Here is a 13,540-nt window from a genome sequence, read left to right on the forward strand (position 1 = left end):
TTTAAAGAGAATTTGCCGACTTATTTCTTACCAAATTTAGCTAGCGCTCTTTGGTAGTCCTCTTCGCTATCGATGCCGATACTTTGGCTCTCAACCTCTAGCATCGCTATCTTTTTGCCATTTTCTAGGGCACGGAGTTGCTCAAGCTTTTCAGTGTTTTCAAGGCTTGAAGGCATAAGAGCGCAAAACTCTTTTAGGCTTTTTACGCTGTATCCGTAAATGCCAAGGTGCGCCTTGTAGTTTTTGCACTCACTTCTATTAAATGGTATCCTTGATCTTGAAAAGTAAAGTGCATATCCCTCAAAATCAGTCACTACTTTGACTAAATTTTTATCATCCGCAAACTCATCATCCATCTTTTTATAGCAAGAAAACATAAAGGCTTTCCCTTTGTTTTGCTCGCAAAACGCCCTAAATTTAGCGATATTTTCAGGTTCAATAAATGGCTCATCAGCCTGAACATTTATGATGATCTCACTCTCGCTTAGCCCCAAAATTTGTGCCGCTTCGTTTATCCTGTCAGTGCCACTTTGATGATCTTTGCTAGTTAGCACCGCTTTTATGCCGTGAGCCTTGGCGATCTCTAGCACGCTTGGCTCGTCCACAGCAACCGCTACATCGTCCACGCCACTTACTCTAAGAGCCGTTGCCACAAACATTGGCACGCCATTCATCTCTTTTAAAATTTTATTACTAAACCTTGTTGAAGCAAGGCGAGCTGGAATGATTATCATCGCTCGATCCATTCTAGGACGCACTTTTCGATCTCGTCCTCTTTTATGATATTTTTGTGTAAAATTTTCGCGCTAAATAGCGAGTTTATCGAGCTTGGCACGCTATCATTTAAGATTTTAGCGGTCTTTGCCAGCGCATCTTTTTCATCTTTTGTATCTTTGATCTGGCACGCTTTGATCATGCTTGGCGTAAATTTCACCCAGTGCGCGGTCGATGTAATGACGTTTATGCGGCTAGTATCCACCATTTTAAAGCAAGTAGCTGTATGTGGATCGATCGCGTAGCCGCCCCTTGCGAGCTTTGCGATGTATACCTCGCACTCTTTGTCGTCGCACCAGCTAGCCTCAAAGTCCTCTTTTAGTGCTTCAAGCTCCTGCTTGCTAAGTTTATAAGATTTATCTTTAGCTAGACTTTGCATAAGCTCATTAGTTCTAACGCTACCAAATTTATCAAACAGCAAACGCTCAACGTTTGAGCTGATCAAAATGTCCATTGCCGGACTTATCGTCTTAACTAGTTTTTTGTCCCTGAGGTCGTAAATGCCGGTAGTAAAAAACTGCGTCAAGATATTGTTTGCGTTTGAGGTGATCTTGATCTTGCCGATCTTTGCGCCCATTTTTTTAGCGTAATACGCCCCAAGTGCGTTGCCGAAATTTCCACTTGGTACGATGATATCAAAGCTCTCATTTGCCTTAAGCGCCTTTTGCTTTAGTAAATTTGCGTAGGCGTAGGCGTGGTAGATGATCTGAAAGAGAATTCTGCCAAAATTTACCGAGTTTGCCGCGCTTAGCTTAAGGCGCTTTTTCTTCAGCTCGGCCTTAAATTTATCATTTGCAAGCAGTGTTTTTAGCGCCCTTTGAGCGTCGTCAAAGTCGCCTTTTATGCCAAAAACCTTTAAATTTTCACCTTGTATGGTCTGCATTTGTAGCTTTTGAACCTCGCTCGTGCCACCATCTGGATAGAGGCAGACAACCTTTATATTTTCGTCGTTTGCAAAGGTTTGAAGTGTCGCAGGACCTGTATCACCGCTAGTTGCACACATGATAAGGTATTTTTCACCTCTTTCCTTTGCTAGCTGACTAAGAAGTGAGCCAAAAGGCTGAAGCGCCATATCCTTAAATGCCCTAGTTGGGCCGTGATATAGCTCGTTTACGTATAAATTTTTATCTATTTTTTTAAAAATGACTGGATGTTTTGGATCATCAAAGCTTGCGTATCTCTTGACTGCCTTTTTGAAAAACGCCTCTGGTACATCAAATTTAAATAACGATATGATATAAAGTGCGAGTTTCTCGTAGCTTAATTGTGAGAGCTCTTGCCACTTTGATTTTGTTATCTTTGGAAGCTTTTTTGGCGCATAAAGTCCGCCGTGAGCGGAGCTTGGGCTAAGCATAGCTGTGCTTAAATTTACATTTTTTACCTTTTCATCTTTCACGCTTCTAGTTGGTGTTAGTCTCATTTTTTACCTTTTTTGGTTGATTTTTTTATCCATTTTTCATATTTTTTAAAGATATCTTTTGGCTTAAGTGCCAAAATTTCTGGGGTTTCGTAGCTGTGGTGCTTTCTTATAAATTTAGCTACTTTTTTAAATTTCACGTCCGTTTTTATGAGTAAAATTTGCTCTTTTTCATCGCAAAGCTTCTCTTGCCAAAGATAAATGCTTTTTGCGCTAAAGCTACTCACACAAGCTGCAAGTCCCTTTTTTACGAGCTTTTTACTTAGTTTTTTTGCCTCTTTTTTCTTTGCGACCGAGGTGATTAAAATTCTCATTTTGATCTAAATTTTCCTTTAAGAAAGTGGCTCATTATAACAAAATGGGCTTAAATTTGCTGCGCCAAAACCTTTTTAAACTCTTCGCTTAGCGTAACCTCAAGCGTTATAAGCGATACTCTCAGCCCAAAGTCCTTTGCCTTTACGTAGTCCTTTTGCGTCATCAAAAGCGAGGTCGCACCATATCTTTTTAAAATCTCTTTTAGCTCATCTTTTGAAAAATCATAATGGTCAGGAAAAAAGACGCAAGCCACACACTCATCAAAAAATGACTTAAGACGCTCTGGATTTGCTATGGCAGTAACTAGAACTATTTTTTCGCTTTTATTTAAAATTTCACTCTTTCTGAAATGAGTTTGCCCTTCAATCGCTATAAAATCACCAAATTTATAAAAACTAAATGGATATCTATAAGCTCCACTTGGCAGGCAAAATTTTAACCTTGGCTCTGGGTTTGGGCGTATTAGAATGTCAAATTTGGCTATGTCAAATTTAGAAAATCCGTCATCTAGCAAAATATACTTCGCACCGTGAGTTTTGGCGTACTCTATAGCTATTTTTCTATCCTCACTCACGACTACATTTGCGTTTTTAAGACTTGTGGCATATATCATCGCCTCATCGCCACTTGCTGCTACGTCAAGTAAAATTTCGCCATTTCGAGCGACAACTTGCATGCCTTTGCTTTTTCTTTTATAGCCTCTAAGAATTATAAAAGCGCCCTCGAAATTTTTAGCAATTGCCACGCAAAGTGGAGTCTTACCACTTCCTCCAAGTGTCAAATTTCCCACGCTTATTATCTTTATGCCAAAGTCTATTTTTCTAGCAGTAAATTTCTTAAGAACTACAATAAAAAAATAGATAAAGCTTAGTGGTAAAAGTAAAAATGCCAGTAAAATTTGAAAGAAATTTGGGCGAAAAAAATATTCATTCGCCCAAGCATGCAAGAAAATATTTAATTTCTTAAACACGAGTTTTAGAAATTTCTTTTACTTTGTTGCAGACGTATTGCACCTCTTCGTCACTCAAACTATGATAAATAGGCAGTGACAATACTTGCTGATAATTTTTTAAAGCATTTGGAAAATCATTTACTTTAAGTGAGTATTTGTTTTTGTAATAACTTAGTAAATGTATCGGTATGTAGTGCAATGATGTGTGAATGCCGTGCTCCAAAAGCTCTCTAGCAAAGCCATCACGATTTTTGTTTATCTTAATAATATACTGAGTATAAATATGCTCACGTTTTTTGACAGGGATTGTTATATTGTGGCACTCACCAAGCTCTTTATCATAAATTTTTGCGATCTCTTGTCTTCTTTGTATGAGCTTGTCTGTTCTTTCTAGCTGCGCAATAGAAAATGCTGCATTTATCGAGTTTATATCATACTTTAAGCCAATATCTACGACATCATAAATATAACTCAAGCTACCGAATTTATCAATGCCATTTACAAGAGCATAGTTGCGAAGTAGTTTTGCTCTTTTATAAATTTCCTCATCATTTGTCGTAAAAAATCCAACCGTTGATATAGGATTTTGTACACGAGAATGTGTTTGAAAGCACGATAAAAAGGAGTCTGAACCAACTTTTTTGCCATTGTATGTTAGTCCCATACCGCGATTTGCATCATCTAAAATTTTTACACCGTATTTCTCACAAACCGCCGTTATCTCGTCCATCCTAGCGCTTTGACCTGCGATATGAGAGATAAAGGCACATTTTAATTTTTTATGATTTTGTTCTTTTAGCACTTTCTCAAGGGCGTCTGGGCAGATGTTAAAATCTTCTTCATCAACATCCACAAAAATAGGCTCAGCATCAAAATGTCTAACAGCTTGCGCAATGCTAGGAAAAGCATTTATGGAGCAAATGACCTTATCTCCGCGTTTAGTGTCAAGCGCGCTTAGTGCCAAGTGATGTGCAGCTGCGATATTATTTGTGGTAACTACAAATTTTGCACCAAAATACTCTTTTAACTTCTCTTCAAATCTAGCAACGATATTAGTAGTATTTTCAGAGTGCAAAGCCTCCTCAATAAGCTCACTTTCACGCTCAGTGATAGTTGGTCTATAAAACGGAATCTCTCTCATCTTTAATCCTTTAAATTTTCACTATCAACGGCATTTGTCGTTTAAACCTGTTTGAAACAACTCTATTTTCTATATCCGATACCGCTTTTAATCCGAACTTTTTGATGACTTGCTCCTTGTTATTTTCTAAATTTTCTAAAATCTCATCGATAACAGCATAACTGTAACCTATGTCGCCTTCGTCACTTTGTCCATCCCACAAATCAGCCGAAGGTGCTTTGTTGATAAAATTTTTATCAACCCCAAGATGTTTTGCAAATTCAAAAATTTCACTTTTGTAAAGCTCTCCGATAGGATTTATCGCACATGCTAAATCCCCAAATATCGTACCGTATCCAAGCATAAGCTCACTTTTGTTGCTTGTTCCGATAACTAGAGCGTTTATACTAGATGAATAATCATAAAGCAAGCTCATTCTAACTCTAGCTGCTAAATTCCCTTTTCTTAAATTGCTTAAATTTACATCTATCGTTTCGTAAAAGGCACTTAAAATACCCTCTATGGATAAAACCTTATATTTTATGTTTAATTTTTCGCATAAATTTAAGGCATCGTCCATATTTTGTCTGTTTGATGATGCTGTTGGCATGATGAGTGCATGAGTTTCATTTGGTTTTGCTCTTGCACACAAAGTCGCTACTACAGCAGAATCAATACCTCCACTAACACCCAACAACAAATTTTTATCTTTAGTTTTATCTCTTAAGCTTAAAACTAAAGTTTCTTCGATCTTTTGATACTCCTTCATTCTTTCTTTGCCTAGATTTGCTTCCTTTTTGCGAAAATTATACTAAGTGAATTTAAAATTTTTCTTTAAGTTTAAGTAAAAAGATGTAAAATTTTAAGAAATAATAAATTTAAGGTAAAAAATGAGAGTAATACACAAAGGTTTTGGAAATTTTGGCACTAATTGTTACATCGTTACAAAAAATGACTCATCTTTAGTGATAGATCCAGGAGACGGGGCAAAAGATTGGGTTTTACAAAATGCTAAAAATTTAAAAGCCATCCTTTGTACTCATGGGCATTTTGATCATATTTTTGATGCTGGTAAATTAAAAGATGAGCTAGAAATTCCAGTTTATATTAACAAATTTGATGCTTTCATGTGTGAGAGTGATATTTTTGGTTATATGAAAAGTACTTTTGCTCCAGATGTTTTAGTTGATAATGATGAAAATTTTAACATTGATGATTTTTGCATCAAATTTCATCATTTTCCAGGACATACACCAGGCTGCTCGATGATAGAGATAGATGACACGATGTTTAGTGGGGATTTTTTATTTAGAGGAAGCATAGGACGCTGGGATTTTCCTTTTTCAGATAAAAACGAGATGCTAAAAAGCCTAGAAAAGTGTAAAAATTTAAAAGGTAACTTCACGCTTTATCCAGGACACGGAGAAGGCAGTACACTAAAGGCTGAGCAAAACAATATTGGTTATTGGATAGGTATAGTAAAAAATAGCTAAAAATTTCGGTGGTATTAATTTCAAATTTCAAGCTTCTAAAGTACACTTAATCACTATTAAAAATTTATATTTTTTATAAAACTAAGAGTCAATCAAAAAAGATAGAGAAATTTTGTATGGGGTCTATTTTAAATTTTAAAGAGATCCGAGCGAAAGCTCGCTCGGATGAAAGGTTTTTAGAAGCTATATTTTGCTTCAAATCTTATACGATCTTGCTTAAAGCTTTCGCCATCTTTTTTGTCTTTAGCAGCTGCATACCAAGAAAGGAATGTAAGTTTTTTGCTGTATTTGTAGCTAGCGTCAAGAGACCACTCACTTCTTTTTGCTCTTAATTCACCAAGCGCATAACTTGTGCCTTTACCTTGAGTATATCCAGCACCAAAGCCAAATTTATCTATATCATATCCAGCATTAACAAACCAGTAGTCGTTGTTTCCTTTGATGTTATTGTAGTATTGTTTGCTTCCAGACATAACACCATTTAAGATCTTAGTTGGATTGATAAGTTCGCCGTTTGCATCAATTGTTACAAAAGAAATTTTATTATTGTCTTTGTTCTTAGCATCAAAGTCTAAATAGCCAGCATTAAGTTTAGCTCCAAATAGTTTTGTGCCAGCTTGAATTGCCCAGAAATTTGCATCAGCTACATCTTTGTGGTCTGAGTCATTATGAACAAATTGACCTTTTAGGTTTAGATTTATATCATCAGTTACATTAAAGCTAACACCCGCATCGGCACCATAAAGTGTGGCAAATTCTTGAATATTTGCAATTGCAGCTTTGAATGATACTGGATCATAGCTGCCAGCTGCACCTAAATAATAAAGGTTACCTGGAGCATCGCTAAGACCGCTTGCCATTGTGCTTAGTAATGGACCATCTACTTCGTAGCCATCACTTTGTAATGCGTCATAAGCTGCTGCTGTTAAAGTAAGACCAGGTACATCAGTATTTACCACTTTTAGACCAGTACCAGCTATATCACCATCGTCATAGAATGTTTTTATAAGTTGTTTACCAGCTGTAACTGTAGTGTTACCTATTTTGTATCCTAGATACATTTCATATACACCAAATGATCCGGTTGTGTTTGTTTTATCAGTACCAGCTGTAACACCATCACCAGAGTTATCTTTTGCTTGGTATCTTAAATTTAAAACACCAAAGAAGTTATCGTCTATCGCAGCTTTAAATGCTGTTTGCATTCTAAAAACATGACCAGCATCACTATCTTTAACTATGCTTTTTGGATATGAAGTTTTGAAATGATCATTTGTATAACGATATCTAGCATATCCTGAAATATCTACGTTTTTTATATTATCATAGAAAATTAATTTTATTGCTTAATTTTTCTTAAAAATTTAAAAAATGTTACCAATTATTTACCAAAATAGGATAATGAGATAAAGATTGTCTTTTTAAAATTTCGTTTTATTTGGGATTAAAAATCAAAAATTTTTACTTACTTTTAGCTATTAGCCTTAGCTTCTTCTCGTTCTTTTTTCTGCCTTATAGCAGCTTCTTTTTGGATATTTTTTTGTTGAGCCAAGAAGATATGCTCTTCAAGTGTGACAAGTTGAAATACTCCTTCAAAAATTTTTATATCTTTAACGTATCCAAGCACTTTTACTTCTCTTTTTCTGCTCTCTTCAAATCTTGCTTGCGCGTCAAATTCCACCACGTCACCAAGCTTTAGTGGCCCAAAGAAATTTATCCTAGCCCCGATACTAACGCAAAATTCTTCATTAATAGCTAAAAGGGCAGCATGGTTTGCGCCCATAAAAATAAATCCACTATGAATAAGCCCCTCAGTATCGCACACCATATCATCCGTAGTAAAAAATCTAGTCTTTGCGTGATTTTTTTCAAGTAAAAATGCCGTTCCACTAAAATTTAGCTTTGTAAGTGGAGCGGTTTTGATCTCGTTTCTTAATGGATTTTCATCTTCTGGTAAGATTATTTGCGACTCATCTTTTACATCATAGATATTTTCTTCTGCCATTTTTATCCTTAAATTTTAACTCTAACATATGCTCTTTTTGGCGCTGGGTAGCCCTCGATGGTCTTTGTACTATCATTTGGATCTAAGAAATTTCCAAGGCTCTCACCATCTATCCACTGCGTTTTTCGCTGCTCATTTAGATCAGTTGCCTTTGTTTCAAGCAAGGTAAAATCCCTAAATTTAGCCCTCTCGCACCAGTTTTGCAATACCGAGAGAGTCGGTACAAAGTAGATATTTGGAATTTTTGAATACCTATCTTTTGGGCTCAGTGCAAAATCACCATCCATATCTATATACATCGTATCTAAAAATAGCTCGCCTCCAGGATTTAAAGCCATTTTTAGCTCTTTTAACATCTTAATAGGATCACTTCTGTGATATATCACTCCAAGACAAAAAATCGTATCAAATTTAGCTCCAAATTCTGGCAAGTTCTCAACGCCAAGAAGCTCATAAGCGATATTTGAGCGGATAAATTTGTTTAAAAATTTAAACTGCAAATATGTATGCACACTAGGATCAAAGCCAGTTATGCTTTTTGGGGCATATTCAAGCATCTTAAACATATAATATCCATTGTTGCACCCCACGTCAGCCACGCTTTTGCCAGCTAAATTTAGATGTGGCGCTAGGATATTAAATTTAATAAAACTTTGCCACTCGCTATCTATATATATATCATCAAGCAAAAATGGCCCTTTTCGCCAAGGCTTTAGGCTAAGGGCGAGATCAAAAATTTCATCTTTTTTAGCTTGGTCTAAATTTTTAAATTTCACATTTACACTATCTTTTAGCTCAAGCTCGCAGTCAAAATTTGCTAAATTTTCTATCCTATTATAAATTTGCTTTTGCTGCTCATTAAATTTACTAAGATCCACGCTATTTCCAGTCGACGATGTTGTGCGGACACTCTTTTTGGTAGGTGCCAGTCGCGTCATAATACTCTTTACAATCATTATAATATTGAGTCGAAACTCCACGCTCATTCGTATAAAGACAACCGTTGAAAAATAGCGCTATAAAGCCTAAAAATATAATCTTTTTCATGTGGCGGATTTTATCATAAATAAAAATTTTATGCTAGAATAGCAGGCAGTTTTAGAGCCAAGTTTGGCTAATATTAAGCAAAAAAGGCATTTTATGCAAAGAAGAGATTTTTTTAAATTCAGTAGTTTTTTAGGTGCAGCGAGTCTGCTTCCAAGTGTCACTCTAGCTAGCGATGAGCCAGCAAACCCAGTGGTTAGAAATTTTGATGTAAATTTCAAACACCAACTTCTTGAAAAAGGCAAAAGCTCAAGAATTTGGCTACCACTCCCACTAAGCACTACTTATCAGCAACTAACTCAAGACTACGTCATAAACACAACCGCTAAAAACGTCTATATTTCAGATACGCTAATACCTACAATGTATGCTGATTTTGAAGAAAACGAGCCAAGACCTATCTTAAATGTTCAGTTTAAAATTCAAACAACAGAGCGCAACACTGACTTTAGCAAGGTAAATTACGATCCAAATGAGAAGGTTGATCCTGCTGTTTTAGAGTTTTTAAAACCAACTTCACACATCCCAACTGACGGCGTCGTAAGAGCAAAAGCGCTAGAGATTATCGGCAATACTAAAGGCGATTTGGAGCGTGCAAAAGCAATCTATACGTGGGTTGCAAACACTATGCAGCGCGATAACAGCATCCTTGGATGTGGCACAGGCGACGTTAAAGCGATACTTGAAAGTGGCAAACTAGTTGGCAAATGCACCGACATAAACTCAGTTTTCGTGGGACTTTGCAGATCAGTTGGCATCCCTGCAAGAGAAATTTTTGGTATCAGGGTTGGCCAGTCTAGATTTTCAGATCAGATGGGTAGCGCAAAAGATGGCGTGGCTAAAATTTCAGGCGGACAGCACTGCAGGGCTGAGTTTTATCTAAAAGGCTATGGTTGGATACCGGTTGATCCAGCTGACGTTACAAAGGTAAGACTGGGCGAGAAATTAACAAACGATGACGCTAAGATCAAAGCTGTTAGGGATTATTGCTTTGGCAACTGGGAGATGTGCTGGATAGGCTTTAACTACGGACGTGACTTTATCTTGAAGCCAACTCCAGAGCAAACTCCGCTAAACAACTTTGGCTATCCATACGCTGAGGTTGATGGCAATACACAAAACTACTATTCGCCAAAAGAATTTAGCTACGACTACGCCTCAACAGAGCTAAAATGAGAGCCTTTTGGCTGATACTAACATCCATAGGTAGTGCTATTGGCGCTACCTTGTGCTGTTTGCCAGCACTTCTTTTTCTACTTTTTGGCACATCATTTTCATTTCTATCTTGGACACAAAATTTATACGAGTACCGCGTCCCTTTAAGCGTTATAGCCGTCATTTGCTTTGTGATTTCAGGAATTAGTCTATTTTACAAGCCAAAAAGCTGCAACCTAAGCTACAAAAAGAAAAAATGGATACTTATATATATACTTTTTGGAGTGATTTTGCTTTTACTCCTTACATACCCAGAGCTTTTAGGAGAAATTTATGCGTAAAATTTTAATTTTAGCCCTTTTAGTAGCAGCAAGCTACGCTGATAAAAAGATAGAAATTTTAGTGCCTAGCATGCACTGTCCGCTTTGCACGGCGATTGTTAGAAAGGCTGCTCTTAGCGTTGATGGCGTAAAAAAGGCAGATGTATCGCTAAAAGAGCGAAAAGCTGTCGTTATAGCAGATGATAAGGTCGATGAAAAAGAGCTTTTAAAAGCAGTCGATGCGACTGGCTATAAGGGCGAGATAAAATAAATCTACGGAGGCAAATATGTCAAAGAGTGAAATTTTAACGAAATTTGAGACACTTGCTGCGATACCACACTGCAGTTATGAGACTGATAAGATGCGTGATTTTCTAGCTAGCTATGCAAAAGATAAGGGCTGTGAGGTCGCAGTCGATAGCTTTGGCAACATTCATGCGTTTAAAGGCAAGCCAAAAATTTGCTTGCAAAGCCACTATGATATGGTCTGCATGGGCGATGCTCCAAAGATCGAAATAGTTTACGGCGATGATGGCTACATGAGGGCTAAAAACTCATCTTTAGGTGCCGATAACGGCATCGGCGTGGCTATCATGATGCAGATGATAAGCGAATTTGACGACATCGAGTGCCTCTTTACAAACAACGAAGAAGTCGGCATGATCGGAGCTACTGGCTTTAGCGGCGAGTTAAAAGCCGATAAGCTTTTAAATTTAGACAGCGAAGAAGACGATAGAGTCACCATCGGCTGTGCTGGCGGTGTAAATTTATTTGCCACTATCTCGCTTAATAGCAAAAAAACAAAAGAGAGCACGCTTTATGAAGTAAAAGTAAGTGGGCTTCCTGGCGGACACTCTGGCAACGAGATACATAAAAATATCCCAAATGCGATCAAGATTTTGGCGGCATTTGTGACTAAAAATGGCTGTAAGCTTGTCAAATTTGAAGGTGGCGAGCGAAGCAACTCTATCCCAAGCGGCGCAACTGCACTGGTTCTAAGCGATAAAGAGCTAAAGAGCGAGTGTGAGAATTTAAGCGTGAAAAAGCTTGGTACTGGCGATGAAATTTTAGAAAATGGCGAGAAAATTTTAGCTTTAATTAACTCATTTTCACAAGGCGTAAGAGCCTATAACTGCGAGCTAGGCATACCGCAAGATAGCGTAAACCTCTCACTTGCAAAGATCAAAGATGATGGCGTGCTTGAAGTGGAGTTTTTTGCTAGATCTATGAGCAAAGATGGACTAAATAGGATGGAATTTGAAATTTCTGAGCTTGCAAAAGCGCTTGACTTTAGCGTCATTGCAAAAGATAGGAATCCTGCTTGGAAGCCTATAAATGATAAATTTGCAAACGATATCTTAGAAGAGCTAAAAATTTATAAGCCAAATGCAAGGATAACAGCTGTGCATGCTGGACTTGAATGCGGCGTGCTTTTGGAGAAAAAAGCGGGTCTTAGCGCTTGCTCAATAGGACCAAATATCCACTCACCTCACTCAACAAGAGAGTGCTGTGAGATTGAATCTGCGCTTTTTATAGAAAAAGTCGTTCGCGGTATCGTTAAAAAATATAACTCATAAAAAATAAAATTTGCTAGAAATTTCTAGCAAATTTTGATTCTGTATTTTTATAGATTTAGAATTTGCTCTTGAGAACGATCAAATTTATATTATTTTCCAAACTCATAAACGATCTTACCACTTTTTATTGTGGTAGTCGCTGCTCCTTTTAGCTTTTTACCAAATAGTGGAGAATTTATCGATTTTGAGCGGTTTATCTTCTCATCATAAACATACTCGATCTCAGGATCAATCACCGTAATATCAGCTAGCATGCCCTCAGCAAGCCTGCCTTTATCTTTTAAATTTAGCATTTTAGCCGCATTTGTCGATGTTAGCTCCACCATGCGCTCTAGGCTTATAACGCCCTCATTTACAAGCTTTAGAGTGAGTGGCACAAGGGTTTGAAGTCCGATAATACCAAATGGCGCCTTGTCAAATTCTACTATCTTTTCGTCCGTGTGGTGTGGCGCATGGTCGGTGGCGATGACGTCTATAAGACCGCTTTTTAGCGCCTCTCTTACCGCTTTTACGTCGCTTATCTCGCGAAGTGGCGGTGACATTTTGAAATTTGTATCGTAGGCATTTTTCAAAATTTCATCGTCGCTAAAGCTAAAGTGGTGAGGTGTGGCCTCGCAAGTAATGTTTATGCCCTCTTTTTTGCCCATTTCGATGATCTTTAGCGAGTACTCCGAGCTTACGTGAGCGATATGGATGTGCGCTTTGGTAAGCTTTGCAAGCAACATATCACGGCTCACTGCGATCTCTTCTTTCTCTCTCGCCATGCCGCGAAGTCCAAGTATGGCTGAGACCTTGCCCTCGTGCATAACGCCCTGCCTGCAAAGCGAGCAGTCCTCTGAGTGGCTTATGCAAAAGCTACCAAACATGCTTGAATACTCAAGTGCCGCTCTCATCACGCTTGAGCTAGTCACTGGTAGACCATCATCACTAAATGCAACTGCGCCAGCCTCTATAAGATCGCCCATTTCAACGATCTCGTTGCCACCAAGCCCTTTGCTGATGGCTGCTATTGGCAAAAGATCGATTAGTCCGCAATTTTTAGCTTTTTCTATCATCGCTCTTGTGATCGAGGCGTTGTCATTTACTGGGTTTGTATTTGCCATGCAAAGGCAGGTTGTCACTCCTCCAGCCACCGCTGCCTGCGAGCCTGAGATGATGTCGTCTTTATATTCTTGACCAGGATCGCGAAAGTGCACGTGCATGTCGATAAGTCCTGGCATGATGAGCTTATTTGTAGCGTCTATGACCTTATCGGCCTCAAATTTCTCACTTCCGATTTTGGCTATTTTACCGTTTTCTATTAGGATATTTGCCTTAAATTTCTCGTCGCTATTTACGATAGTGCCGTTAATTATTGCTATTTTCATC

At 37.9% G+C, this 13,540-nt stretch carries 16 protein-coding genes; 5 read left to right on the plus strand and 11 right to left on the minus strand.

Features of this window, described 5'->3' with window-relative positions; all coding sequences use genetic code 11:
* Positions 1-20 precede the first annotated feature (20 nt).
* From kdsB to CYP64_RS00405, 6 genes are read right to left on the minus strand one after another with little or no spacing between them, the layout of a single operon-like run.
* Positions 21-734: a 3-deoxy-manno-octulosonate cytidylyltransferase gene (gene kdsB / locus CYP64_RS00380; protein WP_103648260.1), complete on the minus strand. Its 714-nt coding sequence runs from the start codon at positions 732-734 to the stop codon at positions 21-23.
* On the minus strand, positions 731-2,194 hold the full coding sequence (gene thrC / locus CYP64_RS00385; protein ID WP_103648261.1) for a threonine synthase: 1,464 nt from the start codon (positions 2,192-2,194) through the stop codon (positions 731-733). Before thrC ends, kdsB begins: the two co-directional genes overlap by 4 nt.
* Complete coding sequence (gene cutA, locus CYP64_RS10465; protein WP_103648262.1) at positions 2,191-2,505, minus strand: divalent-cation tolerance protein CutA; 315 nt, start codon at positions 2,503-2,505, stop codon at positions 2,191-2,193. Before cutA ends, thrC begins: the two co-directional genes overlap by 4 nt.
* Positions 2,506-2,555: 50 nt before the next feature.
* Positions 2,556-3,476 (minus strand): tetraacyldisaccharide 4'-kinase, encoded by a 921-nt coding sequence (locus CYP64_RS00395; RefSeq protein WP_103648263.1) that lies wholly within the window; start codon positions 3,474-3,476, stop codon positions 2,556-2,558.
* Positions 3,469-4,599: a DegT/DnrJ/EryC1/StrS family aminotransferase gene (locus CYP64_RS00400; RefSeq protein WP_084109354.1), complete on the minus strand. Its 1,131-nt coding sequence runs from the start codon at positions 4,597-4,599 to the stop codon at positions 3,469-3,471. Before CYP64_RS00400 ends, CYP64_RS00395 begins: the two co-directional genes overlap by 8 nt.
* Before the next feature lie 10 nt (positions 4,600-4,609).
* Entirely contained in the window at positions 4,610-5,347 is a 738-nt protein-coding gene (locus CYP64_RS00405) for an NAD+ synthase (RefSeq protein WP_103648264.1), read from the minus strand.
* A 121-nt stretch (positions 5,348-5,468) separates the two neighbouring features.
* Here CYP64_RS00405 and CYP64_RS00410 point away from each other — a divergent pair, with 121 nt between their 5' ends.
* The gene (locus CYP64_RS00410; protein ID WP_103648265.1) at positions 5,469-6,071 is read left to right on the plus strand and encodes an MBL fold metallo-hydrolase; all 603 of its coding nucleotides are present in this window, start codon (positions 5,469-5,471) and stop codon (positions 6,069-6,071) included.
* A 176-nt stretch (positions 6,072-6,247) separates the two neighbouring features.
* Here CYP64_RS00410 and CYP64_RS00415 read toward each other — a convergent pair whose 3' ends face one another.
* The 4 genes from CYP64_RS00415 to CYP64_RS09910 all read right to left on the minus strand — a co-directional run bounded on the left by CYP64_RS00415 (position 6,248) and on the right by CYP64_RS09910 (position 9,123).
* Positions 6,248-7,414 carry a major outer membrane protein gene (locus CYP64_RS00415; RefSeq protein ID WP_103648266.1) on the minus strand — a complete coding sequence of 389 codons (1,167 nt, stop codon included), beginning with the start codon at positions 7,412-7,414 and terminating at the stop codon, positions 6,248-6,250.
* A gap of 128 nt (positions 7,415-7,542) precedes the next feature.
* Positions 7,543-8,076 carry a thioesterase gene (locus CYP64_RS00420; protein WP_084109358.1) on the minus strand — a complete coding sequence of 178 codons (534 nt, stop codon included), beginning with the start codon at positions 8,074-8,076 and terminating at the stop codon, positions 7,543-7,545.
* 8 nt (positions 8,077-8,084) lie between these two features.
* Positions 8,085-8,954: a tRNA 5-methoxyuridine(34)/uridine 5-oxyacetic acid(34) synthase CmoB gene (cmoB, locus tag CYP64_RS00425; protein ID WP_258032876.1), complete on the minus strand. Its 870-nt coding sequence runs from the start codon at positions 8,952-8,954 to the stop codon at positions 8,085-8,087.
* A gap of 1 nt (position 8,955) precedes the next feature.
* The gene (locus tag CYP64_RS09910; protein ID WP_181001659.1) at positions 8,956-9,123 is read right to left on the minus strand and encodes a hypothetical protein; all 168 of its coding nucleotides are present in this window, start codon (positions 9,121-9,123) and stop codon (positions 8,956-8,958) included.
* Between the two features lie 93 nt (positions 9,124-9,216).
* Between CYP64_RS09910 and CYP64_RS00430 the strand changes: the two genes are divergently transcribed.
* From CYP64_RS00430 to CYP64_RS00445, 4 genes are read left to right on the plus strand one after another with little or no spacing between them, the layout of a single operon-like run.
* Positions 9,217-10,296 (plus strand): transglutaminase-like domain-containing protein, encoded by a 1,080-nt coding sequence (locus tag CYP64_RS00430; protein ID WP_103648268.1) that lies wholly within the window; start codon positions 9,217-9,219, stop codon positions 10,294-10,296.
* The gene (locus CYP64_RS00435; protein ID WP_054196908.1) at positions 10,293-10,616 is read left to right on the plus strand and encodes a hypothetical protein; all 324 of its coding nucleotides are present in this window, start codon (positions 10,293-10,295) and stop codon (positions 10,614-10,616) included. The genes CYP64_RS00430 and CYP64_RS00435 overlap by 4 nt, the downstream gene beginning before the upstream one ends.
* A complete protein-coding gene (locus CYP64_RS00440) occupies positions 10,609-10,866 on the plus strand; it encodes a heavy-metal-associated domain-containing protein (RefSeq protein ID WP_103618595.1) in 258 nt (85 codons plus the stop codon). The genes CYP64_RS00435 and CYP64_RS00440 overlap by 8 nt, the downstream gene beginning before the upstream one ends.
* Before the next feature lie 16 nt (positions 10,867-10,882).
* Positions 10,883-12,172, plus strand: a complete 1,290-nt coding sequence (locus CYP64_RS00445; RefSeq protein WP_103648269.1) for a M28 family peptidase — start codon at positions 10,883-10,885, stop codon at positions 12,170-12,172.
* Positions 12,173-12,261: 89 nt separating this feature from the next.
* Here the strand turns inward: CYP64_RS00445 and CYP64_RS00450 are convergent, their stop codons facing one another.
* A complete protein-coding gene (locus CYP64_RS00450; protein WP_103648270.1) occupies positions 12,262-13,539 on the minus strand; it encodes a dihydroorotase in 1,278 nt (425 codons plus the stop codon).
* Position 13,540 lies beyond the last annotated feature (1 nt).

This window comes from Campylobacter concisus (assembly GCF_002913945.1).
Classification (GTDB): Bacteria; Campylobacterota; Campylobacteria; order Campylobacterales; family Campylobacteraceae; genus Campylobacter_A; species Campylobacter_A concisus_P.

Coding starts and splice junctions, on each gene's coding strand:
- CYP64_RS00420 (WP_084109358.1), bottom strand. CDS start 8,076: ATGGCAGAAGAAAATATCTATGATGTAAAAGATGAGTCGCAAATAATC.
- CYP64_RS00450 (WP_103648270.1), bottom strand. CDS start 13,539: ATGAAAATAGCAATAATTAACGGCACTATCGTAAATAGCGACGAGAAA.
- CYP64_RS00440 (WP_103618595.1), top strand. CDS start 10,609: ATGCGTAAAATTTTAATTTTAGCCCTTTTAGTAGCAGCAAGCTACGCT.
- CYP64_RS00430 (WP_103648268.1), top strand. CDS start 9,217: ATGCAAAGAAGAGATTTTTTTAAATTCAGTAGTTTTTTAGGTGCAGCG.
- thrC (WP_103648261.1), bottom strand. CDS start 2,194: ATGAGACTAACACCAACTAGAAGCGTGAAAGATGAAAAGGTAAAAAAT.
- CYP64_RS00410 (WP_103648265.1), top strand. CDS start 5,469: ATGAGAGTAATACACAAAGGTTTTGGAAATTTTGGCACTAATTGTTAC.
- CYP64_RS00405 (WP_103648264.1), bottom strand. CDS start 5,347: ATGAAGGAGTATCAAAAGATCGAAGAAACTTTAGTTTTAAGCTTAAGA.
- CYP64_RS00445 (WP_103648269.1), top strand. CDS start 10,883: ATGTCAAAGAGTGAAATTTTAACGAAATTTGAGACACTTGCTGCGATA.
- CYP64_RS09910 (WP_181001659.1), bottom strand. CDS start 9,123: ATGAAAAAGATTATATTTTTAGGCTTTATAGCGCTATTTTTCAACGGT.
- cutA (WP_103648262.1), bottom strand. CDS start 2,505: ATGAGAATTTTAATCACCTCGGTCGCAAAGAAAAAAGAGGCAAAAAAA.
- CYP64_RS00400 (WP_084109354.1), bottom strand. CDS start 4,599: ATGAGAGAGATTCCGTTTTATAGACCAACTATCACTGAGCGTGAAAGT.
- kdsB (WP_103648260.1), bottom strand. CDS start 734: ATGATAATCATTCCAGCTCGCCTTGCTTCAACAAGGTTTAGTAATAAA.
- CYP64_RS00435 (WP_054196908.1), top strand. CDS start 10,293: ATGAGAGCCTTTTGGCTGATACTAACATCCATAGGTAGTGCTATTGGC.